The following is a 25835-nucleotide window of genomic DNA, read 5'->3' on the forward strand; positions in this document are numbered from 1 at the left end:
ACGATGGTTTTAGAGGGGTAAGTAAAATCCGAAATCGAACATCCGAATTCCGAAATCAATCCACATCCCCCAAAATCTCATCCACCATGCCATGACCTTTCGCTTCGGCGGCGGTCATCCAGTAGTCACGCTCGGATGCCTTGTGTACCCAATCGTAGGTTTGACCGGTGTGTTTGGCGATGATCTTGTACAGGTCGCCGCGTATTTTGAGTATTTGCTGTGCGGTAATCTCGATATCGGCTGAAACACCTTGCACGCCCCCAGATGGCTGGTGGATCATGATGCGGGAGTGCTGTAAGGCGGCGCGTTTTCCTTTTTTACCGGCGCAAAGCAAAATGGCGCTCATGGAGCAGGCCATGCCTATGCAAATGGTACCCACATCAGGCGTAATCAATTGCATGGTATCGTAAATACCCATACCCGAGTACACATCGCCGCCTGGCGAATTGATATATAACTGGATATCCTTTTTAGGGTCGACAGATTGCAGGAACAGCAATTGCGCCTGGATGATGTTGGCCATCCTGTCGCCAACGGGCTCGCCTAAAAATATAATGCGGTCCATCATCAGTCGCGAAAAGACATCCATTTGCGCTACGTTGAGCTGGCGTTCTTCGGTGATATAGGGTGTCATGGCGGTTGGGATGCTGGCAGTTCGGCCAATATAGCTGTCTACATGCTGGCTGCCGATGCGGTGGTGCTTAACAGCATATTTTCTAAATTCGTTAGCGTTGATATTCATGATTAGTGCTTTTTAAACAGGCTGATAATGCGTTGCATAAAGCCCTGGTGCTGCGGTTGGGTTTGTAATTTTTGCTGCGCGGCAGCGATCTCGACCCTAAGCTTTTTGCGGCTGTACTGCGTGATCACCGCGTAAGTTTTTTGCTGATGCCGCACGTCATCGCGTAAGCTGCTGTTGAGTATGCTGTTGGCTTCAAACAATAAGGCATCCCCGGGCGCGGTGCGACCAAAAAGGTGATCTTCGATCATCTTGATATTATTCAATGAAGTCCGCATAGCTCAGTGAGTTTTGTTTTACGTTTTCCCTTACCTTTTCCAAACATTTGTATTTGGCTACCGTGGCCGACCGTTCGCCGTTATAACCAAACAGTGTGGCTATATCGCCAACAGGCAAATGGTCGTAATAGTAAGCTTTGAGCAGCTCCATACATTTTTGCCCGGCGGTTTCGAGGTAGTGCAGCAGCTTATTGCCTGCCGGTTGTTCATCGGTTACAGCCTCAAAATCGGCATCGTTTAAAGGCTGGTTTTTGCTGTTGATCCTGTACGCCTGGTTCCACAGGTGTTTGGCTATGCCCAGCAGGTAAGCTTTTTCGCTTACGCGGATGTTGGCCTGCTGTGCCTGTACTTTTTCGTAATAAATTACCAAAGTATCCTGAAAAATATCCTGGGCTTCCTCGAGCGTACCGCCCATACGGGCTATGTGCCGTGCAACAGCCGGGAAGGCTTTTTTGTACAGGCCGATGAAGAATTCTTCACGATCGGCAACCGATTTTAATGAAACTTGCTCTGCCATTGGTTATGCGTTTAAATACCTGTGTAAGTTAACAACCAAATATCACCCGAAGTTGGTAAATATTTTTTGAAGAAGGGGGAATAGAAGCAAGAAACAAGAGTCGGGAACCAGGATGAAAGCCCGGCACATTTGCTTATAAAATTATGTGTCCGGGTTATTGTATGGCTTTCAAAATTGCCCGAAAATGCGTATATTTATAGGATGAGCAGCATAAAAGCTGCTTTATTTTGTTCTTTGATAAAAGCAAAATGCGACATAGGTATACCGATGCCATACCTATGTGTTTGATGGGTATAAAAAACGGGAAATGTGGCTTTTTAGCTTAGAAATGAAGAAAAGCGTAAAAAGCCATAAAAAATACCGAAAAATACCTATGTGTTTGGAGCTGGCAGCCAGAGGCAGGAAGCCGGAAGCAAAAGTTATTTAAAACACCGATAAATACCCATGTTTTTTACGGTATAGCGATGGGTTTCAAACCCATCGCTATGAAGAAAGTTACGTTCTGATCGCATTGAATACGTTACCTGATGCAATTTAAATATTAGCTATCTTAGCACAACTATGCATAAAGGACGCGTTGAAACATTTAGTGATGGTGTGATCGCTATTATTATTACTATTATGGTGCTTGAACTGAAGGTGCCTCACGGCGATAACTTGCACGACCTGCTGCCGCTTATCCCCACCATTATCAGTTACGTGCTAAGCTTTGTGTATATTGGAATTTACTGGAACAATCATCATCATACCTTCCAGGCGGTAAAATCAGTAAACGGGGCAATTATGTGGGCCAATATGCATTTGTTGTTCTGGCTTTCGCTGATCCCGTTTGTAACCAACTGGATGGGCGACAGCCATTTTACCCAATGGCCCATTATTACCTATGGCTTTGTACTGATTATGAATGCGATAGCTTACGGTATTTTAATGGTGCAGCTCATCAAACACCATGGCGAACATTCGGTGCTGGCTAAGGCTGTGGGCAGTGATCTGAAAGGGAACGTATCTATAGGAATATACGCTACAGCTATCGCAGTGGCCTTTTTTAGCCCCTGGGTAAGTTTCGGCCTGTACGTGGTTGTAGCCTGCATCTGGTTTATACCCGATAAACGGATAGAAAGCCGGTTAGTTAAAGAGAACTAACCTGGCTTAACGTGCTAATTAAAATATTTGGCTAACAATTCGACGCCGGCCGTTGCTGCTTCTTTATCCTGATCGGGACTGCCGCCTGAAAACACGGCCATGATATATCCTGAACTTACCTTGCGGATGACACCGCCTTTGTAGCCGTATTCGCCCCGTAAAGGCGGGCGTACACCACTGCCGCTGTCCTGATAGGTATCGGCCATTTCGGAAGCCTTGGTGTTGGCTACTCCCAGCAGGTTTGAACTACCTTTTTTGAGTTGCCCAACCACCTTCATTTTTGATGTCCATGATCGCACACTATCGCCCGGAACAAATACCACAATGGCCACACCTTTAATATTGAGTTTGATGGCTCCCTGCTCAATAGCCGATAGGGCCTCATCGGCATGGCTCATAAATATTTTTTCGCTTTTGGCGGGATCTTTTTTAGGTGCAAAAGCGCATAACATGCCGCAAAGCAAGATGCCCACAAGGGCAAAATGGTACTTGTTCATGATGATGATAATAGGTTAATAACAACAAATTAAAACCATATTTTACACCATAACCTATTGATAATTGGCCAACTACTCAGGGATATTTACATGGAGGGGGAGTTTGTTTGACTATGGCGTTATGGCTGCATTTTAAACATGATGATATCCCTAAAAGAAATTAACACCAACGCTCCAGCCTATCCATCCCTTAAAGCGCGGGCCGATACCTGTTAGCGCGAGCTTATTTTTGGTAACTGCCGTTTCCTCATCTTTGGTGTTATTGTTCTCCTGGTCGTACAGGTTTAGCGACGGGCCAAAAAACACGGCAATTTTTGGCGCTACCGGAATATTTACCAATGCATTGATGCGGTACAGTTGGTGCGAGTTATTCCATTTTGGCGAACTAAGTAATTGCGAGCTCAATTCGGTAGATAATAAAGCTCCTTTCCAAAGGTTAAAATCGTGACCAAAGGTAATTCCGTAAGCATAATACCTGGCCGTATCCGTAAAGTTAATACCGCCGTTAATTTTGGTGTAAAATTTGGCATTCCCGGTTTTGATCGCCAGGTTAGCCGTCAGGTTTTCATCGGTATATAAAACCAGTTGGTGGTAACCATTATGCGAAATGCTGAGCAGGTCGATGGCGCAGCCATTCAGGGTATCGGCTATGTTTACCAAAGCCATATGCACACCATTCAATGATCTGGCTTTGTTAACCAGTCCGGCGAGCTCAAACCCGTTGGCGGCTTTAGTGGTAATATTGCCAAGGCCCGCTATATGCGCTCCCTTAAAGGTATCAGCTTTGTTAACCAGGCCTGCTAACTGGAAGCCGGCAGATGTTTTAGCGGTTATATTGGCCAGGCCTGCTATTAGCACCCCGCGGGCATCCTGATCATTCTTGTTAAAAAGGCCGGCAACCTGTACGCCATCTACATTTTTATATACAACATTGCTTAGGCCGCCCACTTGCACCCCTGTAAGGTTGCCGCCTACTACGTTAAACAAACCGGCAACCTGTACATATTTTACATCTTGTTTATTGAGGTTACACAATCCGCCAAGTTCAAAGCCATTTACACCGGCATTGTAGCCGCCAAGCACGTTGAAGGAAAAATTGTTGACGATCTGCCCGCTTAATAATCCGTGGCTGCCCACACCGGGTAATATGGATGCCTGCACCGGTACATCGGCTATAAAGCCACCGATATTGAGTGACTGGATGCGTAACCGGGAAGAGATAAACAACCTGCCCAGCCAGTTCCGTTCGGTTTTATTGGTTGCCATGCCCGGGCTATAAACATACTGATGCGGGTTGACGTATACTGTAACCTTATTTAAAAAGCTTACAGTAGTATCCCTGTAATACTCTTTACTCACCGTAAGGGTAATTGCCCCGGCCGTTTTGAGCCTGATCTTGAAAAACCCATTCTGATCGGTTAAGGTGGATACCAGTAAATGTTTTTCAAAAACGCTGGCATCCGGCAGTTTCTTCCCGGTTACATTATCTAAAATATAACCGCTGATGAAAAATGTATTTTCCGGTTCGTCGGTACTATCCGGCACCAAAACCAGGCGGTTGGGTGCCGGGCGAAGGATAATATATCCCGGCGCCTCTTTATAATCAACATTGTTGCCAAACAAACGATCAAGCAGTTGGCGCACGGTTTGATTTTCTGCCGATAAGGTAACCAGGCTATCGGTACGCAACATCTCACTGCTGTACGAAAAATAAAAATTGCCTTTTTTGCCTATTTCGGTAAGCAGGTCGGCCAGTTTGAGTTGTTTAACATTGATAGAAATATTGCGGTTGAGATTATTTTGTGCATCGGCATTTTTTACTGAAAAACACAAAGCGGTTACTAAAAGTATATAGTAGGTGAAAGGTTTAAAAAAGTTCATGATAAGGTTACTATTGAATGATGATGCGGCCCGCTTTGCGGACTATTTTAACATTAAATGTTTCACTGATGATCTGCAGGTTGCGGTCGAGGGGGTTACTGATATCAAAGGTGGTGGTGAGCGTGCGGCCTGCCAGCTTTTTATCGGCTATCACAATATTTGCTTTGTAAACCTCGTTCAGCACTTCTACCACGCGCCAAAGCGGGGTTTTATTGGCAACTAATTTTTTTGTACGATAATAATTGTAAAGTTGATCGGTGCTTTGCCCCTTTTTCATACCGCCTGATTGGTAGTCAATATCAACCTTTTCGGCAGGCTGTAACCTGATGGCTACCTTGTTCCTGATCACCTGTACTATGCCTGTTTCTACAATTACTTCTGCCTTTCCATTTCCGGTTTTGATATTGAAAGAAGTACCCAACACCTGCACTATGGCATCATTTACATGGATCAAAAAAGGTTTGGTTTTATCGTGTTCGATATTGAAAAACGCTTCGCCCCGGGCCAGTTTGATCTCACGGGTATTGCCGGTAAACTTATCCGGATAAACAATACTTGAATACTTGTTCAGCGTGATCACCGAACCATCGGGCAGTGTACCTGTACGTACCTGGCCGGCAGATTGCAGGGTAAGCATATTTACCTTTGATGGCTTTAGCGCGGTGTAGAGCACCCCACCTGCAATGCATAACACCAGTGCTATGGCAGCTATCTGCATCCAGCGCCTTTCAAAAAACATTGAACGGCGGGTAGCTTTGTTACCGGTGTTTTGGGTCATCTGTTTAAACTCTGCCCATAATTCGTCCGGATCAAGCTTGCTCTCAATTTTTAACAGTTTGCTGGTTTCCCAGATGAGCTTAAAGTGGTTAAAATGCTTTTGATTGTCGCTGCTTGCTTTTACCCATGCTTCAATAGCCTGTATCTCTTCTTTGCTGGCTTCGCCCAATAAATATTTAGCTAATAATTCGTCCATCTTTTCCATTGTTAAAATTTATTGAGTTTGCTGAGCAACCAGATCAGTAGCGGCAGGTAATCAACCAGTTTAAGTCTTAAAATTTTGAGCGCTTTGCCCATTTGTGCCTCTACTGTTTTTATCGAGATACTGAGCCTGTCGGCAATTTCGTGGTATTTCAATTCTTCAAACCTGCTCATCTGGAAAACTGTTCGGCATTTTTCGGGCAGTTCGTTCAGTGCCTCTTGTAATTTCTCTTTCAGGTCAAGTAATTCCATACCGTTACCTGCTGCATCATTATCTTTCATTGTATTAACTACATGTAACTGGTGGTTAATCTTTACTTTTTGGTGTCTCAAATTATTTAGGCATTCGTTGTAAACCGCGCCATACAGGTAAGCCTGCACCGACCCGCTGAATGACAGGCGCTCACGTCTTTCCCATAACTTTAAAAATACATTTTGCACCATGCCTTTGGCTATATCCTCATCTTTAAGCATGGATATGGCGTAAACGTGCAGCGGCCGCAGGTAATATTTATAAACCTGCTCAAAAATTGCTTCATCTCCCGATAGAAGCAACGGAATGATCTGTTCGTTATTCAGGTCGAGGGTTGGCATGGTCGTTAAAATTCAATGCGGTAAGTTAGCGAAGGTATAATACCGAGCCAGGTGTTTTTCTCTATGATATGTTTACTTGGGTTATAGAATAAGCCAATATTATTTACCCGGTTCAGCAGGTTTTGAATATCCAGTAACAGGTAATGCGACACCCTTTTACCATTGATACGATAGCTGGCCGAAAAATCAACACGAATATAAGGATCGGCAGTTAATGTATTGGTTTGCGACTGGTATATTACCTGCTCATCCAAACGTACCGATTCGGCAAGGTTAACCGGCGAGTATTTACGGCCGCCGGCGTAAATGATCTTTCCGTTTAGCCCGAACAGGTTTTTCTTATCCCTGCTCACCGCCCATTCCCTGCCTGCAACCACGTTGGCTACAAACCGGCTGTTAAAGGCAGTATTAAACATCTGCCCGCTTAGTGCTGTAAACTTAGAGTCGAAAACGGAACTTGTAACAATGAAATAATAGCCCTTGCTCAGCGATTTTTCAAGCGAAAGTTCTATCCCGTAATTTCTGCCTGTTCCCTTGTTAACCAGCGAAGTGTAATCTGCCGACCGGATATCGCCATTGTCCAGTACGTTGAGCAGTGAAAAATTATTGGCCGCATCGGATGAAACCGGCACATCATACAAATGCTGGTAATAAACCTCCGTTTTAAACTTCAGCCGGCCCGAAAACAATTTTTCATAACCCAGCACCACCTGTTCCGATCGTGTTGGTTTGAGCGTGCTGCTGCTTACCGCTGATGAATTAGAAGTTTCAGCAAAGTAATAAGACAACGATTCCAGGCGGCTGTATGAGCCAATCGCCAGCGACAGCATTTGCCCTGCTGGTAACTGGTAATTTAATCCAGCTCTTGGTTCCAGCGTCCAGCTATTGCTCAAATTAAAGTAATTGGTATGCAGGCCAGCATTTAAGGTTAAGCCATTTTTAAAGTCGTGCTTATCTTCAATATAAGCATCATAGGTTTGGGCATGCCCGGTTTGGTTGATCAGTTCCTGCAGGTTTTGGGTATCCTTTTTGTATTCAAGGGCGTACAGGTTATAGCTTAAAAAGCCTGCATTTAACCCCGCGCGGATATTATCCATGCTGCCGGCCCGGTAATTCATGGTACCTGCGTAGCGGATGGAGCTGTTATCAAAATGGCGCTGCCCGGTACGGCTAACCTGGTAAGTATGGCTCAGGGTATCAATTGTGCCGCTGCTCCGGTCTTTGTTGTACGATATGATATTGTTGAAATACAAGTTGCTGCTTACACTGTATATATGTTTAAGACCTATGCTTCCGGCACCATAATTACCGGTATAGTCCGACGCATCATCGCGTTCCTTCCATTTGGTAAAATCGCGCTTGGCCGACTCGTTGAGGTTGCTAAGCCCGCCGATGCCGAACAGCGAAAATGTTCCGGCTGACTGAGTGGGGAACACAAAATTGAATGACAGATCCTGATATTTCGGTATACCGCTAACACCACCTAAAAGCCCTGCCTGCTGTAGCAGCCCGAGAGATGAATAACGATAGCTCACCAGGTACGAAGCTGCCCCTCCTTTTTTAAACGGGCCCTCCATTGTTGCACCGGCACCCAACACGCCAATGCTGAATGAGTACTCCCTTTTGTCTGTATTTCCTTTTCTGAATTTGAGATCAAAAACACCTGAGATAGCATCGTTATACTCGGCAGGCAGCGCGCCGGTGTAAAAGTCGGAAGTGCTTAAAACGGTCGAGTTGATCATGCTGATATTACCGCCCGATGAACCCTCATTACTAAAGTGGTTGGGGTTAATGATCTCTATACCTTCCAGCCGCCATTCGAGGCTTTTAGGTGAATTACCCCGCACCACGATCTCATTATTATCGCCTCCTGCTACTACACCGGCAAAGCTTTGCGCCATCCGTGCAGGGTCGAAAAACCCGCCTGCATAACGGTTGGTTTCTTCGGGCGAGAACGACCGGGCGCTGGCCATTGCCATGGAGTTTAAAGGGCGCTTATCCGCGGCAGCGTTAACCGATACTTCGTTTAATTGCTGGTTTTGGGTTTCGAGTTCAACATTTATTTCAGATTCTTTCCCGGTGGTCACCAAAACCTCTGATAATACAACGGTCTGATAGCCGGTATACTTTATTTCGAGGATATGCCTGCCAACAGGTACTTTGGTTATTTTAAAAATGCCATTTGCATCAGTTGCGGTTGCTTTTGCAGGATCAACCGATGTTAGCTGTACCGTTACCCCGGGAAGTGCTAATCCGGATGATTTATCTGTGATGGTTCCCTTAATAGTTTGTGTAAAGGCAACAGGCGGTAAACCTTTAGTTTGTGCCTGGCTTGCTGTATACTGCATTAGTACAAGCGCCAGTGTAAAGTATAAAAGCTGTTTCATGTGATAAAATTTCCACTGAAACACGCCTGAAACGATTTACCCTTACGTGGCAGAAAAATATTTTATATTGTGAGTCTCCTTTGGCAGCCTTTTAATTTTTATTCTGCGCAATAAGCCGCGATAATTGTCGCTTTACGATGTAGCAGTTACTAAAGATAAAGCTGCACCATTTTTCGCCAGTTGCGCGGGTTATGCGCATAGCCATGCCAGGTATAAAACTGGTGGCGGATGCCTTTCCAGCCAAGCAGCTCGCTAAATTCGTAATTATCATGTTTAAAGGGGTCGGCTTCGCCTATTACCAGCAGCATATCAAGCCTGCGGATATGCTGAAGCATGTCTTCGTTTTGCATATTGGCCATAAACTGGCGAGGCATGTTAAAGTAAATGTTTTCGTTATGGTAACCATCAAACAGATCGCGAAAGTATTGAACCGACCGGGTAAGATCATACCTGCCGCTCATACAAACCAGTTTTTTAAACAGGTGCGGATATTTTAGCGTAATGTTTGCGGCATGGTAAGCGCCCATACTACAGCCGGCAACTTCAAAATCATTGTCCGGCTTTTTGGCGCTCATCAGCGGCAATACTTCGCATAGAATATACTGTTCGTATTGTAAATGACGGTTGATACGTGCATCGGGGTGCGACCATTCGCTGTAAAAGCTCTCACAATCTAAACTATCAACACAAAAGAGTTGTAGTTCGCCATTGTTTATGCGGTCGGCAAGCGCATCTATGATGCCCCAGTTTTCGTAGTCATAAAAACGGCCCATACGGGGTGGGAAAAATAAAACGGCCCTGCCGGCGTGACCAAAAACCAGCAGCTCCATATCACGACCCAGACGGCCGCTATACCACCGGTGATATTCCCTGTTCATTAAGCGCGGCTAATTTTTTGTAAAAATCAGCTTTAAATGTTAAGTACAGGTCAATCAACAGTTAATTAACTATTTGTTAATGCATTTAAAATAATGGTCTTCCATATTTGGTACCCCTTTTCGCTGAGATGCAGGCCATCGCCCAGATAGTATTCAGCATTGGGGTATCCATCCTGATTGAGCATGGCGCCGTAAATGTCTATCCAATGCCAACCGGGCTGATTGTTTTTGATCTCGGCCGAGATCAGCCCATTGGTAAAGCTAAACTGTTCGGCCATGTTCCAGCGGCTAATACTCGGTTTTAGCGATATAAAATAACAAGGTATAGCGCCAAACCGCTTTGTTGCCCTTGCGGCAAGCTGCTGAAAAAAAAGAAAGATCTCTTCGGGGTGCCGGCCATCGCCAAGGTCGTTATCGCCGGCGTAAACAATCAATCGTTTAGGTTGATATCCCACCATAACACGATCAAAAAACCAGGTGCAGGCAGCCAGTGTAGAACCCCCAAACCCGAGATTGATGGCGTTAAAGTTGCGAAAGTCATCAGCAAGACTTTCCCATAGCCGGATGGTGGAACTTCCGTAAAACAGTGTGTCCGGTGCATCCACTATTTCTGACCGAAGGTTTTCCAGCCGTTTTATTTCATCTTCATACCAAAACATTGCTCAGTTGTTAAGTATTGCCAAACCTAAATAAATGATTTGAAAGCAAAAGGTTTTGATAATTTATTGTGTCAGGGATTTTTCGATCGCCAGGCTGATGTTAAACTATCGTCCATTAAAAAAAAAGTGCTTGTCAGTATTACCTGGCAAGCACTTTTTTATTCACTGATTTTTGTCAGCCTGTTTTACGGCGACTCATTTTATCATTGTTGCGGTAATCCATAACCATTTGTAACTTTTCCCTTCGATTTGCTGATCGTTTCGGAAGGGATAGGCCAATAGATGCGTGGCGGATCGCCGGCTGATGTTATGCCCGAAAGTATGTTGCGCTGGTATACAGTTACAGCATTAGCCAAAGCAATGCCCCAGTCTGTTTTTACATATCCCGCAGCCTGCAGAGTAGTAGCCTCGGCGCTGAGTGGGTTAATGTAACGGAACAAGCCTTGTATTGCTATATTATGGGTAGTACCTACTACTTTGCTGGCTACAGCAGGGATCTTGGTGTAATCATATTGTCCCCTCCATGCCGGGTAAGCAGCAGGATTAGCAATGGTATCCGCTGCAGCACAATCAAATGTTAACGGGTTAGTTAAAGCAACCTTTTTTACCCAGATATATGCAGGGAAATCGTTACCATTGGCAAAGTGGTGGAAGCCCAGGGTTTTTATGTCATTTATGGTTGCGGCCATTTCCTGCTGAATGGCTATTGCCCTTTCAGAGTAAGTGCCCGAACGGATCATGTCCCAGCGGCGTGTACCTTCGCCAAGCAGCTCCAGTTTACGCTCCTCCAAAATAGCATCTTTTAATGCCTGGCCCGTTGCAGTAATATTATGCAAAGCGTTACCAAAAGCCCTTTGGCGTATCTGGTTAACTAAAGTAACAGCATCAGTTTCTCCCAGTTCGGCTTTAACTTCGGCCAGCATTAAAATAACATCTGCCATCCTTAAAATAGGCCAGTTGATGCCCGAATTTCTTTGAGCTGCAACGTAAGGCGGATTCATCCGGTTATCATCCCATTTGTTGATCGATATCCCGCCAAGGCTTTTACTGCCCGGTACAAAACTGATCATTTTTTCGTTGCCATCACCATTGCTTGCCGTAACAGTTACGCTTGGATCCCTGCGATGATCGGAGTTTGCATACTCTCCATAATAAACGGTAGGAATAATACGAAGTGCGCCAAACACCTTATTAGGAGCAGCGTTAGAGCTGCCACCGTCTGAAGGGCGGCCAAAAGCATATGGATATTCGCTGTTGGTTGCCGCTAATGCGCCACTTACGTTTCCTATTTCAAACAATGATTCCGGGCTTACAGCCAAATCATTAAAGTACTGAAAATGGCGCTGGAAAGGGTTGTTGATGCCGCCGCCCCTGCTATCGGTTGTAATTAAAAGAGAGGTGCCTTTATTATCAATAGCCCTTTGGAGGTAAGTTTTAGCTATTTGGTAATAAGTAAGGTAATCTTTACGGCGGGCGTAAATGCATTTATTGGTTTCGTTACCTTTTGTGTCGAAGGTTACGGTTCCGTATAAACCGGTTACATCAGTACGTATGGTTTGATAACCACCCGAAAACAGAGCTATCTGTCCTATTAAAGCGTTGCAAAACGTACGCGACATCCGTTCCTGGTTAATACCACCCTGGCCTATCGGATACATCAGCGGTTCTACTTTTTTAAGGTCATCTATCAGCTTGTCATATATCTCAAAACGTGATGATAAGGTGTAATCATCAGCACCTGAATTTTCATAGCCATAAGGAACGTCGCCAAAATGCTGCACCAATTCAAAATAACAAAACGCCCTCATGGTTATCGCTTCGCCATATAGTTGTGTCCAGTCGGTAGTTTTGTTGGCTGCTGCATCAGCTTTATAAACATCTTTAGCAGCAATAACATTAGCCAACCTGCTGGCCAATGCAAGCGTTTGATAAAGCGCATTAAAACCACCAGCGGCATTATCAACTCCTAACTGATCAGAACGGCCAATGGCGTTGATATTATTGGCGGAACCATCCTCAGGATAGTATTCGGCGTCAGAACCAACCGGGTCATTCCACCTGTACCCTCCCATAATGCAATTTTGCCTGTAATTGGCATAACACCACGAAAGTGATTTGAATGTTTCTGTTGTGGTTGTTGTAACAAAATTATCGTCTGTACTGGATGGGGAGGTTACATCCAGAAAGCTTTTTTTACAATTGGAAAAAGATAGACACAAGACAACTGCGGCTATATATTTGATATATGTTTTCATTTTTTTTTGCTTTAACTGTTAAAAATTAAGGTTTACGCCCACAACAAATGAACGGGCACGCGGATAGGCGCCATAATCAAAGCCCGTGGTAGGGTAAACGGAGTTGTTTGCGTTATCGTTAACACCAACCTCCGGATCGATACCACTGTAGCCGGTGATAGTAAACACATTATATATACTGCCATATACACGCAGGCTGCTTAAATGAGCCTTTGATAATAAAGATTTAGGTAAGGTATATCCTAAAGATAGTGTATTGAGACGAAGGAACGAACCTTTTTCAATGCCCAGGGTTGATGTTACCCCCGTTTCGCTGTAAGATAAAGGTAAATCAGCATTGGCATTTGCGGCATTAAACTCATCGGGTGTTCTTAACCGAACAAGTTGTCCGTTAACAACATTATAAATTTTATAAGAGTTAGCCATAATAGCCAGCTTGTTCTGATAAACTCCTGCTTCTTTAGGTCCGAATAACGACAATAGCTTATTGGCATTGAAAACATCGTTACCATAGCTGTAATTAAAGTTCAGTCCCAGGTCGATATTTTTATAGCTAACATTAATATGAAACCCACCGGTAAACTTAGGAGTGGTATTCCCGATTATGGTGAGGTCTTTATCATCAACCTTACCATCATTGTTCAGATCTTTATACTTAGGCAACCCCGGATATGCATTTTGCCCTGTGGGGCGATCAGTGCCGGTATTAATCCCGTGCACTAAACCAGCGGGAGTGGTGGTAACGTCGGGCACACCGCTTTTTAAGGTATATAAACCGTTGTTGTAGGTAAAATCGTTAGGGGTATAAAAACCATCGTAAATTAAACCGCGCACCTGGCCCACAGGGCGCCCAACTATCAGTTGGTAATCAGCCGCAGGATAAGTTGCGGTGCCGTTCCAACCCGATCCGTAAAGAGGGTTCACGTTATCAGCAAGCTTATCTACATTGTTTTTATTGAAATTAATGTTACCTCCAGCGGTTACCCTCCAATCACTGTTGCTAAATACCGTTCCTAAAAGCGATATCTCTACCCCTTGGTTACTTACCTGGCCAACATTGGCATAAGTATAAGTAAAGCCGGTTATGCCGGTAACTGTAGTTTGCAGCAACAGATCTTTAGTAGTATTTGAATAGACATCAACCGTACCCGACAGCTTATCGTTAAACAAACTAAAATCAGTACCAATATTGCGTGTAATGGTAGTTTCCCATTTTAAAGTTGGATTAGACAGGATAGTAGGTGTACTTAGCTGATAAGCGGGCAGAAGCAGGTGATTGCTTTCATACTGGCTTCGCGGATCGGATACAGAGCCCCAGGATTGTGTAGTTACCCCCGAAGGTATATTGTTATTACCAACCGCACCGTAGGATACCCGTAGTTTCAAATCGTTTATCCAGGTTACATTTTTCATGAAAGACTCCTGGGACACCCTCCAGGCAAAGGCTCCGCCCGGGAAATAGCCCCAACGGTTAGCAGGGTTAAATTTAGAAGAACCATCGGCCCGGAATGTACCCGTTAGCAAGTATCTGTCTTTAAAATTATAGATTAAACGTCCAAAATAAGAATTAAGGCGATCAGGCGTATTCACGCTGGACGAAAGGGTGACCGTGCCATTTGAGATCTGAGCAAAAGCTGTTTCCTTAGTAAAATTGGAGGGAAATTTGCTGGATTGTATTGAAATACCGGTGCCGCCCGAGTTAAAAAATTCGGTACCGGCTAAAAGGTTCAGTGTATTATCCTTATTGATATTATACTGATAGCCTAATGTATTTGCCCAACGCATTCCCCAACTGTCGTTCTTGCGATAATCAGCGTTACCGGCAAATACTTTATTACCGGTAGCGTCATCAACATAACCGTTATAAACAGCACCAGACCAGTATTTACGCTGTCCCCAGAAACCATTGCCGCTAAAATCAGTATGGTACGTTAAACCTTTTATAATTTCCCAGTTTAACGACGCTATACCCACAAAGTTTGAAGAAAGGGTAAGCGGATCGTAATCACTGATACGCGCTACCGGACTGTAGTTATCCCACAAAACGTTTTTACCATACAGGGATATGTTATTGCTGGCAGTTAATACAGAAACGTTACCTAAAATATGATTAGTTGCAATAGGCCTGAACTGGTAGGAAGACGAAAGTATTGACCCGCCGCCACTGCCGGTTGATTCATCACCTAATGTTGGGGTGTTGGCATAGCGGGTGTTTATATCAAAGGTAACGTTGTCAAATATTTTTTGAGTTAATTTAAACTGCGCAGTTGCACGGCGCTGATACGATTGCAGTTTCATTCCTTCATCGTCTGAATAGGTAGCAGAGAACAATACTTTTGTTTTGTCTGTGCCGCCCGAAACGGTTAGGGAGTGGTTCCATGATATGGACCGTTTATAGGCTTGCTTTTGAATATCATCTGCCGGCAGGTCGTGGTAACTTTCTATCCCACCGGTATTGCTGCCTGCATTTGCGCCCAGGCCATACAATTGCTCAAACGGTGTTTGATAAGCAACTGCGTTTGCAGCGGCATTGGCCCATACATATTTCAAATACTCATACGGGCTTAATGCCTGTAAATATTTAGCGGGTGTGTTAATTTTAACATAGCCGTTATAACTCACGTTAACTTTTCCGGCTTTTGCAGATTTTGTAGTAACAAGCACCACCCCATTGGCCCCGCGTGAACCATAGATAGCTGCCGACGAGGCATCTTTCAGTACGTCAACGCTTTCTACCTGGTCACCCGGAATGTCGTTTAAATTGCCCGGAACGCCGTCAATAAGTACCAAAGCCTGGTTGCTTTGAGATATAGAGCTCCCGCCGCGCACACGGATACTGATGTTACCGCCGGGACGACCGTCCTGTGAGGTGATGTTTACCCCTGGCAACTTACCTTGCATGGCCTGTGCCACGTTGGTAACGGGTATAGCTGCGATGTCTTTTCCGCTAATCGAAGATACAGCGCCGGTAAGGTCGCGTTTTTTTACAGTGCCATACCCTATAACAACAACCTCATCCAGGGTTTTGTCGGTTTCTTTCAGTTTAACATCAATAGTTGTGCGATTATTGATCTTTTCTTCAACCGTGGCGTATCCTATAAAAGAAAATACCAGTGTGGCATCGGGTTTATTAATTTTAAGGCTATAATGGCCGTTTACGTCGGTAACGCCTCCGTTAGTTGTGCCTTTAATGCTTACACTAACGCCGGGTAAGGTTTGCCCGCCATTGTCGCGAACTGTACCGCTCACTACTTTATCTGTCTGTGCAAAGGCCTGTGCAGCCAGCATCAGAACAAAAAAGCTACTGAGCACATAACATCTGTTAAGGAGTTGATGTTTTTGACGCCAGTATTTGACGTTGAATAACAATTGAGTAAAAAAATTCATAATTAACTTGGGTTTAAAGGTTATTAAATAGTTTATGGTTAGGTATTTTAGCGACCGACCAATGTTTCTGCATTCAACCAACTTTGCGATGGTGAACGCTCGAATCACAAAGGCGCGAACTGCATGGAAAAAAGTAAAAATTTTCTCATATCAATAAAAATTTAGGGTCGGCCAGGTTATAATTACCGACGGATTAATAATTGGTTATTGCCAAAAAGGCCCACAGCGACGGTCTCCAGGGTGGGCGATCGCTGTATTACTATACGAATTTACTGAAAGTGTGCCGGAAAGAGGGATAAAAATTGCTCAAAAAGGTATAAAAATTAACATTTCTGTGCAATCGTTCCCGGGAACGATTGCACTACTAGAAATGAGTTGGAGAAACGTTTTCGTTAAATGCTGGCCGAAACCGGGAGTGTTAAATGCGGTTCTGTTCATCAAATACCTACGGGAAATTTTCGGATTACAGGAACGTACCGAAAGCATGTGTTTAGCCGGATTACTTAAAATAGCTAAGTTTGATGAAGCTGATAAAGATGTTTTGAAGATCAACTGATATAACCATGAAAAAAATGCGCCCATATTTGCTTTTATTGATGTTATTACTGATTTCTCCGTTTTGTTTGCTGGCGCAAAGCGGCCGGCAGGTTATCGACCTTTCGGGACTGAACTGGTCGTTACGGCCTGACCCTGATGCCAAATGGCAGAACGATACCCTGTACCCGCCGGCTTTGGCCGATATAAAAAAACTGCTGGTTAACCTGCCCACAGGCGGCTGGAAAAATTTAAACGGCCCCGGCTCAAAAATTGTGCACCTGCCTGCTACGGTCGAGGAATATTTTTGGGGCGCAAATGGCAACAAATTTGGTGTATCAGGTAATTACGTTGGTGTTTCCTGGTTCAGCACGAAGCTGATCATCCCCGAAAGTTTCAGGAACAAACGGGTTGTGATCAATTTTGAAAGTGTGCGCCTAAGGGCCGAAGTTTTTGTGAACCATAGGCTGGCCGGTTATGACCTGGTGAATAGCACGCCTTTCGATGTCGACATTTCAGCACTGATGATTCCAGGAAAGGAAAACGAGATCGCTATTCGCATTACCGACCCGAACGGGAACTTTGACTGGCGAGACAGCCAGAATTTTATGTGGGGCGATTACCGCATCCAGCCAACCCACGGCTTTGGCGGGATCACCGGCAAGGTAAGGCTGACCAAAACGGAAAAGGTATTTATCAACGACGTTTTCGTCAAAAACAAACCGGCGATGACCTCGGTGGATGTACAGATCACGGGTATGAACACGCTCAAGACAACTGCTGCCGGGAAATATATTGTTGAGGTAACAGAAAACAAGACTCAAAAATCCGTATTCCGCGAAACTTACCCTGTTACCCTCTCGCCGGGGCTTTCGGTCAATACTATCCCGGTCACGATCAACAACGCTGCACTGTGGGATGTTGACCATCCTAATTTATATACGATACATGCCAGCTGGGCCGGTAATGATGGCGCCGCCGACCAAAGGCAGGCACGTTTTGGCTTTCGTTGGTTCGAGATCAAAAATATCGGCGGTGATCAGCAGTTTTACCTGAATGGTAAGCGGATAGTTTTACGGACCGCCATATCCTGGGGTTTTTGGCCGGTGAACGGGATAGCACCGAGTGATGAACTGGCCAGGAAGCAGGTGCTTGACGCCAAACGATTAGGCCTGAACATGCTGAACTTTCACCGGACGATAGGGCAAAGCAACGTGCTTGACGCTGCAGACGAACTCGGCCTGTTGTACTTTGAAGAACCGGGTGGAAACCAATACCCGGAAAACCTTTTTAACCCCAAAAACGACCTGGAAAAAAAGGAAACCGACTTTTACATGGCCGAACGTACCGAGAAATTTGCAAGGATGGTACGCCGTGACCGGAACCATCCGTCGCTGATCATTTACAATATGCACAATGAGCGGGGCGCCCAGCCGCAAAAGGCCGACCGGGATGAAATGATGATGGGCCACCATCTTGACGAAACGCGCATCATTACTTATAATTCATCCAACGGTAACATTAAACAGAACGAGCCCGATCCCAAATTCAAATTGCATTTGCTGCCTTATGACAGTACCTTTTATGATTATGGCTGGTTTGATCAGCATCATGCCGGAGGCCCGGGAACTTATCACGATGCCCTGTACAACAACCCGAAAAGCTACGCCAAATATACCGACCACAAAGACGAGATCATTTATTACGGAGAAGAGGGCGCTATTGGCACGCCACCAAGGCTACAGCTTATTCGTGATGAGATACTTCGTACGGGTAAGGATATTGGCTGGGAAACCGACACCTATCTGAAATGGTATGATGCTTATGATAGTTTCCTCAAAAATACACCGGGATTTTTAAAGGCATTTCCGAATGTGGACAGCCTGACCCGGAAAATGGGCAATGTGGCTTATTATTACCAGGGACGGGTGATTGAGAATGTGAGGATCAATAATACCATCGACGGGTACGCCGTAAACGGCTGGGAAAGCATGAAGCTGGAAAACCATTCGGGTATTGTGGATAACTATCGCAACTTAAAAGGCGACCCTGACCTGATAGCGCGGTATAACGGCCCGCTTTACCTGGCCGTTAAACTGAATCACAAAGTGGTTTCTGCCGGTGATACGGTGGCGGCGGATATCTACCTGGTTAATGAAAAGAATGTTACCGGCAATTGTGAGCTGGTGCTGAATATGACCGATGAAAAACGGATCAAAGAATTTTCGGTTACTGTACCTGTGCGTGCAACCGGCGGCATTGTTTATGGTGAACTACTGGCTCAAGGTATCAAATTACCGGTACCCGGGCCCGGTTATCACCTGGTGAGCGCAACACTGCTGCAAAATAAAAAACCGATCTGTACAGGCGACGACCGGATCTATTCCGTACGCCTGGATATCACAGGTGTTAGCCAACAATTAGCCGTTGCCGATACGAGCGCTATGATGCAGGATTATTTAAGATCTGCAGGGATTACCCGCTTTAGCAATTACAGATCGGGGAAACCCAATGGCAACACCCTGTTGGTAGGCGCGTTTGACCCGCAACAAACCGGCAACCCTTTAGTTACCGATATACTGGAATGGGTTAACAACGGAAACACGCTGGTTATTGCCGGGAATATTGAAAAATGGGCACCATATCTTGGAAAAAAAGAAGCGATCGATTTTCGTGGGATACAAGTTTTGGGTACAAGCTGGTACGGGGGAAATTATTTTGTTAAAGCACATTCCTTATTTACCGGGCTGCCCAACTCGTGTGTGTTTAACTGGGAATACCAGTGCCTGGCCACCTATAATAAAAGCCGTATTGGCATGCGGATAATGAACGGTGAAACCATAGTGGGTTGTGTTTCCGATCATAAGCAGGAGGTTTACTCGGCATTAAGCATTATACCTCACGGCAGGGGGAAGATCATTTTGTGCGCGTTGGATATTCAGTCGTGCATTAAGGATGCCCGAAAGGAGAAGAGGCAGGAAGGCGATGGTGAAAACGCTTCGATGAATACGTTTAACAGTTCGGCTAAAAATCCGGCAAACATTGTGGGGCAACAGCTTTTGCTCAACCTAATCAAGCAATGGCCTTCATCAAACCAATATTAATTTGTTTAGTGTAATTTATATTGTATAGTTTAAAAAAGCACACGCGACACGCGTGCGTCAGCAGGGGGGGCCATCGATGAAAATGATCAATTATTATTTAAATGCCTGGCTTTAAATTGCGCCAAATAAAGTGATGCCGGCTCCAGTCCGTTTTTATTTTGTCCTTCCCAATAGCCGCTATAGCGGCCTTCATAGGCTCCTTCGTATTTTTTGCCGGTTAAGCCAATACAATAATTTTGGCCGCTTACCCAAGGTTTTTGTACCGCGGCTCTGGATGCTTTGCAGTTCCACAAAACTTGTGTTACGCCACTCCAGCCATGTCCGGTACCCATATGGCCACGGTCTTGCACATTGATCTCGCCATCGGTGATAATATTATCGTACAAAGTGCCCGATGTCCAACGATGGTGCGGCCCGGCATCAGCATGAGTTTTAATGGCGGTGCAGTTATAAAAGACGTTTGGCCCACATACGCGGGCGCTGGTTACAAAATCGTGCCGCCCGTCTTCGGCATGGCAATTTAAAAACAGGTTAAGCTGTCCATTGTTTCCGAACGAGTACCGCCTGCCACCATCAATAACCGATTTTGCATCGGTACACTTACTATCGGTTACGGTAAAATTACGGGTGCCTGTTTGTAAGGTTACGCATGAATTGCCAAAATACTTTGCGGCTACATTGCGTACCCAGCCATTCTCCACATCTTTTACTACGATGGCATTCCAACCGTGGTTTTCATCGGTATTGCCCGCGTATTCTGATTGAAAAAGTATATTCTCGACGCCTACTTCCTTAATGCGCCCCGGGAAGGTATACTTACAAATGGTGCCGCCACCATATCGGCTGCTTATTTGCATCACAATGGAGTTATCGATAAAAATTTCGTTGCCTTCTATTTTGGTGACGGTACGCTCAAACCGTAAATCGTACTCACCGGCTTTCCATTGTTGGGTACCGGTTATTGCGGGGATCTGATCCATCTTCAGATCGTGTATCCAATTGGCTGTACTGGGGCGGTAAACAATAATATGATCGCCCGGCTTAAATGCCGTTGGCGTCTGTACATTAAACGATTTAGCGCCCACAGGCACAAAGTCATCTACTATCTTAACCTTATCATCAGCTTCCCTGATATTCCCCCTGCCTGATACATGTAATAATGAACGCTGGCCTTTGCCGGTAGCAATGATGATCGTTCCATTTTTGTCGGAACCCTCGCCCCTCAATACAATACCACCTGTGCTTATACGTAAGCTATCGGCAACTTTATAGATCCCTTTTTTTAACAAAATAGCTCCCCGGAAGCCATTTGCGCCGGGCTTAAGTTTAGCTACTTCAGTAATAGCGTCCTGTATCAATTGCTGGCCGTTACCATCTGCCGGAGCTTCGACAGTTTTAACTACCGGAATATCGGGTATGGGCTCATCACCTTCGTGATAACCTACGCGGCTAAAATCCGGTAATGTATTTCCCTCCTCATCCTGATGATAGGTGAGTGAGTTATCGGTATTAAGGGTAACCAATTTTGATTGCCAGCTATCGGTATAATTTTTAAAGGCTAATGCCGATAATATCAATGCTGCAATAATGCCGATGTATATTAGGTTTCTTTTTCTCATATCTTTAAAAAATATACGTGCGCTAGTATGGGGGATTTTAAATGAATTAAAAGTTTCAGAATTGACTTTTAATAGGTAATAAAAATTTAGGTTCGGTAATACTTTGTGTTTTTGGGAATAAAGACGCTTGCATTTGCTGTCTTGAAGACTTTCCAACAATAAACTTGAAATTGATCTGATTTACATTCTATTGGAAAGGGCTTTGTCAATTGCGTGCCAATTTTAGTGGGCACTCCCATTGTCTGCGCCTTTCGCATAATTGGTCTCCACATATTTACTACTGCTGGATCTGTTGACATAACGCTAACGGATGAAAGTCCTAAATACTTATCATGCAAAATTGGACGCGGATGCGCTGACTTTTTAAGTCGAAATTCCTCCGATGCAAAAAGAACTTCCAAATCTTTTCTTCGACCACCCAACATAAATATACAATTGGTATTTAATTGGCGTGATAATGTTTCAAGGCGAATTAAATCCCACAGTATGCTTTCAACTGATGGAATAGTTTGACCAATCCATTTAGTTTCAATTGCTAATTCTGGCTGATGTTGCGCATTCAATACAGCAAAATCAATTTTGGGCTTTGCTCCGCGACCAAGGGAATATTGACTAAGAACTGGATGTATATATTCAGCATGAACATGCGAACCATAAACAGAATTTAATATTTGACCAATAGGAAATGACATGTAACGTTCACTAAAAAGGCCTGATTTATTACAATGATCTTCAAAGAAGAGCCATCCGGCGACCCCCTCTGTTAGCCTTCTTTCAATGTTCAATTTTCATAATTTTAAAATGGTAAAATCAAATATACCATCCAACTGCATCTAGTACAAATGAAAGACGTCGAACTACTTTTCTTTACAAAGAAAAGTAGCAAAAGAAACGTAAGATTTTTGGAAATCTATAGTTGAAATTAAAACTTTTATAAATATTTATTAAAAAACCTAACTCTTTTAAATGATATATAATATTTTTTTGTTTTCAATAGAATGTTTACTTATTATAAAATAGGTTACCTTTAATTACTTAACCTAATCCCAAATGGAAGACGAATTATTATCACATCTTAACGCGATTGGTAATTTACCATATTTATTTGTTGGTTCTGGCTTTTCAAGGCGATATATAGGAATGGAAAGCTGGCAGGATTTATTGGAAGCAATAACAAAAATAGCAAATGTTCCAAAGCCGTTTACATATTATTTAACAGAGTGTGCTAAGGATTACCCATTACTTGGAGGACTAATTAGTGATGCGTTTTACCAAAGTTTTTACGATTCTGATTACAAAATATTGTATCCCTATATTACAGATGATATACGACCATGTAAATTGATCGATAACAGTTGGTGATTTTTCTTGTAGGCACCTTTTTGATCTCCCTGCGTATTGTCGACGATCTGCTCAACCAATGGCGGGCTGTTGTTTTAATTGACTTTCATAGGCAGCCGAAGTCAACTATTTACCTTCCTTGAAGGATAGCGTATCAGCAATGTGAAAGTAATCAAAGTCAGCCCATCCTCCCGGTGAACGTGTAGCGTAATTAAATAAGGCAAAGCGATATCCGATGAACTGTGGTATCGTATAAGCCATTTTTAACTGCGTACCCAACCGTACCCATGTCTTCCCATCCAAGCTGTAATAAAAGTCAGCAACGTCTTTCCTTTCTCTGAAATTACATTCCGCTTTCAGATAGACCGTATGCTGCGTAAGCCGAACGCGCTGCGCAGCGACCGGAGTGCCTGTCGAAGCATTGACCATCACGATCCATTTCTGGTCTCCGTCGACCCGGACGCCGATCTGGCCATAGTTCTTTTGTAACAAACCAAGCCCGGCGAAATCGCCGTCTTTCATGCGGGAGGCATCCAACGATATTGAGCCGGTGCATACCGGTCCGATGGTCCGTTGGGTCAGTGAATTTCTTGCGGTGAGAAAATTGGTATCCAATCTCCCCGTGGACAGGCGTAGGTATCCTGGGCGCGCAGAGACGGACCACAGACTATTGTCGGGGTTATGGTTCCATTGCCAAACCAGCGGGAATGCCGCATCACGCTTTTTCCTCGTAAAGTCATCAGAGGCAACGATACCGGGGATGGGGCCTTTACTTGCCGGCAGGGCCAGGCTATCGGGTACTTTGCCATTGATCCCGAGTACCGGCCAATCGTTTTCCCAATTTACCGGCACGAGGTAAGGGATCCTGCCCACAGCGCCATTGTCCCGGAAGAGATAGGCAAACCAACGACCGTCCGGCGTACTGATCAACCCGCCTTGCGCTATCCCTCTATCCTGCAAGGCTACTTTTCCTTCCCACGGCCCGGTGATCTTTTCGGCCCGGTGCACAACCACGGTACGCATCCCTCCTCGTGGCCAGGTGATGTTAAACAAGTAATATTTTCCATTAATTTTGAATAGTTGGGAACCTTCTGCACCCAGCCCTCCATTATTGCCCGAGGGGAGGCTGGCATTTTCGATGATGACTTGATCGACTCCCCCTGGCTTGATACCGGAAACATCATCATTAAGCTGGATCAACCGCAACTTGCTACTACCGGTGACCATATATACTTTACCGTCATCATCAAAGAAAAGGGAGTGATCATGTAGGGCGGGCTTAAAAGCAACCCGTTTCCACTGGCCTTTTTCGGGGTCTTTAGTAGAATAGACATAAGTTTCACCAGTGGTTTGCGCGAATGTGCTCACGTAATAGATCCCCTTATGGTAACGGATGCTGCTTGCCCAGGACCCGCGGCCGTAAGTGCTTTTTCCGTTAACGAGGTTTAAGGCATCAACATTAGCTAATGTATCATAAGCATAGCTGATCAAATGCCAGTTTACCAGATCCTCGGATCTCATGATCGGAACACCGGGACTCATATGCATGGTCGTGCTCGTCATATAATAATGATCGCCCACCCTGATCATGCACATATCAGGTAGGTCAGCGTAAATGAGCGGATTTTTGAACCCCTGCGTTTCCTGTGCCACGGATCTGGTAAAGAAAAACGTGAGGAAAAGTGCAGTGATGATGAGCAGTTTTTTCATAGGAGCTATATAGGCTATTTATTTATGAAGGTGTAGGTCCCGCCGCGAACCGTGGCGACGTCATATAGAAAAGTATTTTTGATCATTGGCTGCGCAAGGCCCGCCTGTGGTGAAATGACCGGGGCCGGCACTGTAACTAATTGGTAAAAAGAGTTGGGATTTTCGCCGCGTGTGATGATCATCAATAGCAGGAAAGCCTTCATTTTTTTTATGGTTAGCATCGTATCATATTAGTAATCCACGGTCTGTTCGGTCCACGTTGGCCCTTTGATGAAAAACAGGCCATTTTTAAAACCGACCGGTTCAATACCGAGCTGCGGTGTTTTTTCCCATGGCTCGAATGTCTGGGAATAAGGATAGGGCCGTTTGTCGTACATCAGGTAATGACAAGAGCTCCAAAGCTTACCATCAGGTCCTTCGAATAAAGCATTATGACCGGTCTCGCAATAAGGGTCCTGGGTATTTTGGAATTTCAGAGCGGCATAACCGCCGCCAAGCGCCAATTCCGGACGATAACCCTTTTTTCGTGTACCAAAGATCGGTTCACGCGAGGCAAGTTCCCAGGGTCCGAGCGGCGATCTGGCTTTTAAGAGCCCAACCTCGTAGCCGCGGGTCCAGGTTGAAAAGAACATAAAATAGGTGCCTTCTTTTTTGATAACGAACGGGCCTTCGATCCCGCCTACCATCCAGTCCGGGTACCCGGGTTGCCTTTTGTCCAGTATTTTTTGTACTGGCCCGATCAGTTTTCCGGAAGGGAGGTCGATCTTAGCCTGAAAGAGACCGTTGCCGCTGCAATAAAGGTAAGTTTTTCCATCGTCATCTTCAAAAAGGGTCGCGTCATTGTTGTACTGCGGCGTAAGCGGCCCATTGACCAGTTTATAAGGCCCTGTCACCTGGTCCGATACAAATAACCAAACGCTGTGGGTTTTCATTCCTTTAAGGTCATCTGGTGTTACTCTGCCGCTGTTAACGGTAAGCCAAAACCTTTTTTTAATCAGATGGATCTCAGGAGCCCAAAAGCGTCCGTTATAAGGGCAATCTGCCGGAAGTTTACTGGCATCGATCAGCCAGCCTTGCTGTTTCCAATGGGTCAGGTCGTCCGATACCAACAGGCGAACGCCCGGATTGAAACCAGTCCAGACCGGCTCAGAGGTTCCGGTGCAATACCATTTGGCGCCTACCTTAATAATAAAATGATCGCGCATGGAAATTGCGGTGTCTCTGGTGATCGGGTTCGTATATCGAAAACTATGCTGAGCCAAACCTAAACATGGCGCGATCATCAACAGACTAAATAAGATCAATTTTTTAGGCATCTTTTTATTCATAAGAAA

At 44.8% G+C, this 25835-nt stretch carries 21 protein-coding genes; 4 read left to right on the forward strand and 17 right to left on the reverse strand.

Features of this window, described 5'->3' with window-relative positions; all coding sequences use genetic code 11:
- Nucleotides 1-55: 55 nt before the first annotated feature.
- From ACFGVR_RS08415 to ACFGVR_RS08425, 3 genes are read right to left on the reverse strand one after another with little or no spacing between them, the layout of a single operon-like run.
- Nucleotides 56-742 carry an ATP-dependent Clp protease proteolytic subunit gene (locus ACFGVR_RS08415; RefSeq protein WP_448702359.1) on the reverse strand — a complete coding sequence of 229 codons (687 nt, stop codon included), beginning with the start codon at nt 740-742 and terminating at the stop codon, nt 56-58.
- A 2-nt stretch (nt 743-744) separates the two neighbouring features.
- On the reverse strand, nt 745-990 hold the full coding sequence (locus ACFGVR_RS08420) for a hypothetical protein (RefSeq protein ID WP_448702360.1): 246 nt from the start codon (nt 988-990) through the stop codon (nt 745-747).
- 7 nt (nt 991-997) lie between these two features.
- On the reverse strand, nt 998-1534 hold the full coding sequence (locus tag ACFGVR_RS08425; RefSeq protein WP_448702361.1) for an RNA polymerase sigma factor: 537 nt from the start codon (nt 1532-1534) through the stop codon (nt 998-1000).
- A gap of 561 nt (nt 1535-2095) precedes the next feature.
- Between ACFGVR_RS08425 and ACFGVR_RS08430 the strand changes: the two genes are divergently transcribed.
- A complete protein-coding gene (locus ACFGVR_RS08430) occupies nt 2096-2677 on the forward strand; it encodes a TMEM175 family protein (protein ID WP_448702362.1) in 582 nt (193 codons plus the stop codon).
- A gap of 14 nt (nt 2678-2691) precedes the next feature.
- Here the strand turns inward: ACFGVR_RS08430 and ACFGVR_RS08435 are convergent, their stop codons facing one another.
- From ACFGVR_RS08435 to ACFGVR_RS08475, 9 genes are all read right to left on the reverse strand, one after another.
- A complete protein-coding gene (locus tag ACFGVR_RS08435) occupies nt 2692-3174 on the reverse strand; it encodes a hypothetical protein (protein ID WP_448702364.1) in 483 nt (160 codons plus the stop codon).
- Nucleotides 3175-3324: 150 nt separating this feature from the next.
- A complete protein-coding gene (locus ACFGVR_RS08440) occupies nt 3325-5055 on the reverse strand; it encodes an STN and carboxypeptidase regulatory-like domain-containing protein (RefSeq protein ID WP_448702365.1) in 1731 nt (576 codons plus the stop codon).
- A 10-nt stretch (nt 5056-5065) separates the two neighbouring features.
- Nucleotides 5066-6028 carry a FecR domain-containing protein gene (locus ACFGVR_RS08445; RefSeq protein ID WP_448702367.1) on the reverse strand — a complete coding sequence of 321 codons (963 nt, stop codon included), beginning with the start codon at nt 6026-6028 and terminating at the stop codon, nt 5066-5068.
- A gap of 11 nt (nt 6029-6039) precedes the next feature.
- Nucleotides 6040-6627 (reverse strand): RNA polymerase sigma-70 factor, encoded by a 588-nt coding sequence (locus ACFGVR_RS08450; protein ID WP_448702369.1) that lies wholly within the window; start codon nt 6625-6627, stop codon nt 6040-6042.
- A gap of 5 nt (nt 6628-6632) precedes the next feature.
- Nucleotides 6633-9014 (reverse strand): TonB-dependent receptor, encoded by a 2382-nt coding sequence (locus ACFGVR_RS08455; RefSeq protein ID WP_448702370.1) that lies wholly within the window; start codon nt 9012-9014, stop codon nt 6633-6635.
- Nucleotides 9015-9163: 149 nt separating this feature from the next.
- A complete protein-coding gene (locus ACFGVR_RS08460; RefSeq protein ID WP_448702371.1) occupies nt 9164-9892 on the reverse strand; it encodes an esterase family protein in 729 nt (242 codons plus the stop codon).
- A 65-nt stretch (nt 9893-9957) separates the two neighbouring features.
- A complete protein-coding gene (locus ACFGVR_RS08465) occupies nt 9958-10551 on the reverse strand; it encodes a GDSL-type esterase/lipase family protein (protein WP_448702372.1) in 594 nt (197 codons plus the stop codon).
- A 203-nt stretch (nt 10552-10754) separates the two neighbouring features.
- Complete coding sequence (locus ACFGVR_RS08470) at nt 10755-12623, reverse strand: RagB/SusD family nutrient uptake outer membrane protein (RefSeq protein ID WP_448702373.1); 1869 nt, start codon at nt 12621-12623, stop codon at nt 10755-10757.
- Between the two features lie 201 nt (nt 12624-12824).
- Nucleotides 12825-16193, reverse strand: coding sequence for a SusC/RagA family TonB-linked outer membrane protein (locus ACFGVR_RS08475; protein ID WP_448702374.1), 3369 nt, complete (start codon nt 16191-16193; stop codon nt 12825-12827).
- Between the two features lie 370 nt (nt 16194-16563).
- On the opposite strand from ACFGVR_RS08475, the gene ACFGVR_RS08480 reads away from it, so the two are divergent.
- Nucleotides 16564-16749 (forward strand): hypothetical protein, encoded by a 186-nt coding sequence (locus ACFGVR_RS08480; protein ID WP_448702375.1) that lies wholly within the window; start codon nt 16564-16566, stop codon nt 16747-16749.
- Nucleotides 16750-16789: 40 nt separating this feature from the next.
- Nucleotides 16790-19831: a glycoside hydrolase family 2 protein gene (locus tag ACFGVR_RS08485; protein WP_448702376.1), complete on the forward strand. Its 3042-nt coding sequence runs from the start codon at nt 16790-16792 to the stop codon at nt 19829-19831.
- Between the two features lie 86 nt (nt 19832-19917).
- Here the strand turns inward: ACFGVR_RS08485 and ACFGVR_RS08490 are convergent, their stop codons facing one another.
- Both ACFGVR_RS08490 and ACFGVR_RS08495 read right to left on the reverse strand, forming a co-directional pair.
- Nucleotides 19918-21450: a hypothetical protein gene (locus tag ACFGVR_RS08490; RefSeq protein WP_448702377.1), complete on the reverse strand. Its 1533-nt coding sequence runs from the start codon at nt 21448-21450 to the stop codon at nt 19918-19920.
- 86 nt (nt 21451-21536) lie between these two features.
- Nucleotides 21537-22235, reverse strand: coding sequence for a hypothetical protein (locus ACFGVR_RS08495; RefSeq protein WP_448702378.1), 699 nt, complete (start codon nt 22233-22235; stop codon nt 21537-21539).
- 265 nt (nt 22236-22500) lie between these two features.
- Here ACFGVR_RS08495 and ACFGVR_RS08500 point away from each other — a divergent pair, with 265 nt between their 5' ends.
- Nucleotides 22501-22812, forward strand: coding sequence for a hypothetical protein (locus ACFGVR_RS08500; RefSeq protein WP_448702379.1), 312 nt, complete (start codon nt 22501-22503; stop codon nt 22810-22812).
- Between the two features lie 105 nt (nt 22813-22917).
- Here ACFGVR_RS08500 and ACFGVR_RS08505 read toward each other — a convergent pair whose 3' ends face one another.
- Genes ACFGVR_RS08505 through ACFGVR_RS08515 form a run of 3 tightly spaced genes read right to left on the reverse strand, consistent with a single transcriptional unit; the run spans nt 22918 to nt 25829 of the window.
- A complete protein-coding gene (locus tag ACFGVR_RS08505) occupies nt 22918-24501 on the reverse strand; it encodes a glycoside hydrolase family 43 protein (protein ID WP_448702380.1) in 1584 nt (527 codons plus the stop codon).
- A gap of 14 nt (nt 24502-24515) precedes the next feature.
- Nucleotides 24516-24704: a hypothetical protein gene (locus ACFGVR_RS08510; protein WP_448702381.1), complete on the reverse strand. Its 189-nt coding sequence runs from the start codon at nt 24702-24704 to the stop codon at nt 24516-24518.
- A gap of 27 nt (nt 24705-24731) precedes the next feature.
- Nucleotides 24732-25829 (reverse strand): glycoside hydrolase family 43 protein, encoded by a 1098-nt coding sequence (locus tag ACFGVR_RS08515; RefSeq protein WP_448702382.1) that lies wholly within the window; start codon nt 25827-25829, stop codon nt 24732-24734.
- Nucleotides 25830-25835: the final 6 nt, after the last annotated feature.

The organism is Mucilaginibacter aureus (genome assembly GCF_053514885.1).

What these genes read in the sequence shown, in the direction of transcription:
- ACFGVR_RS08430 (WP_448702362.1), top strand. Translation starts at nt 2,096, where the DNA reads ATGCATAAAGGACGCGTTGAAACATTTAGTGATGGTGTGATCGCTATT.
- ACFGVR_RS08460 (WP_448702371.1), bottom strand. Translation starts at nt 9,892, where the DNA reads ATGAACAGGGAATATCACCGGTGGTATAGCGGCCGTCTGGGTCGTGAT.
- ACFGVR_RS08470 (WP_448702373.1), bottom strand. Translation starts at nt 12,623, where the DNA reads ATGGGAGGGTACAGGTGGAATGACCCGGTTGGTTCTGACGCCGAATAC.
- ACFGVR_RS08490 (WP_448702377.1), bottom strand. Translation starts at nt 21,450, where the DNA reads ATGAGAAAAAGAAACCTAATATACATCGGCATTATTGCAGCATTGATA.
- ACFGVR_RS08500 (WP_448702379.1), top strand. Translation starts at nt 22,501, where the DNA reads ATGGAAGACGAATTATTATCACATCTTAACGCGATTGGTAATTTACCA.
- ACFGVR_RS08450 (WP_448702369.1), bottom strand. Translation starts at nt 6,627, where the DNA reads ATGCCAACCCTCGACCTGAATAACGAACAGATCATTCCGTTGCTTCTA.
- ACFGVR_RS08445 (WP_448702367.1), bottom strand. Translation starts at nt 6,028, where the DNA reads ATGGACGAATTATTAGCTAAATATTTATTGGGCGAAGCCAGCAAAGAA.
- ACFGVR_RS08440 (WP_448702365.1), bottom strand. Translation starts at nt 5,055, where the DNA reads ATGAACTTTTTTAAACCTTTCACCTACTATATACTTTTAGTAACCGCT.
- ACFGVR_RS08480 (WP_448702375.1), top strand. Translation starts at nt 16,564, where the DNA reads ATGAGTTGGAGAAACGTTTTCGTTAAATGCTGGCCGAAACCGGGAGTG.
- ACFGVR_RS08505 (WP_448702380.1), bottom strand. Translation starts at nt 24,501, where the DNA reads ATGAAAAAACTGCTCATCATCACTGCACTTTTCCTCACGTTTTTCTTT.
- ACFGVR_RS08435 (WP_448702364.1), bottom strand. Translation starts at nt 3,174, where the DNA reads ATGAACAAGTACCATTTTGCCCTTGTGGGCATCTTGCTTTGCGGCATG.
- ACFGVR_RS08510 (WP_448702381.1), bottom strand. Translation starts at nt 24,704, where the DNA reads ATGAAGGCTTTCCTGCTATTGATGATCATCACACGCGGCGAAAATCCC.
- ACFGVR_RS08425 (WP_448702361.1), bottom strand. Translation starts at nt 1,534, where the DNA reads ATGGCAGAGCAAGTTTCATTAAAATCGGTTGCCGATCGTGAAGAATTC.
- ACFGVR_RS08420 (WP_448702360.1), bottom strand. Translation starts at nt 990, where the DNA reads ATGATCGAAGATCACCTTTTTGGTCGCACCGCGCCCGGGGATGCCTTA.
- ACFGVR_RS08485 (WP_448702376.1), top strand. Translation starts at nt 16,790, where the DNA reads ATGTTATTACTGATTTCTCCGTTTTGTTTGCTGGCGCAAAGCGGCCGG.
- ACFGVR_RS08465 (WP_448702372.1), bottom strand. Translation starts at nt 10,551, where the DNA reads ATGTTTTGGTATGAAGATGAAATAAAACGGCTGGAAAACCTTCGGTCA.
- ACFGVR_RS08415 (WP_448702359.1), bottom strand. Translation starts at nt 742, where the DNA reads ATGAATATCAACGCTAACGAATTTAGAAAATATGCTGTTAAGCACCAC.
- ACFGVR_RS08515 (WP_448702382.1), bottom strand. Translation starts at nt 25,829, where the DNA reads ATGAATAAAAAGATGCCTAAAAAATTGATCTTATTTAGTCTGTTGATG.
- ACFGVR_RS08475 (WP_448702374.1), bottom strand. Translation starts at nt 16,193, where the DNA reads ATGAATTTTTTTACTCAATTGTTATTCAACGTCAAATACTGGCGTCAA.
- ACFGVR_RS08455 (WP_448702370.1), bottom strand. Translation starts at nt 9,014, where the DNA reads ATGAAACAGCTTTTATACTTTACACTGGCGCTTGTACTAATGCAGTAT.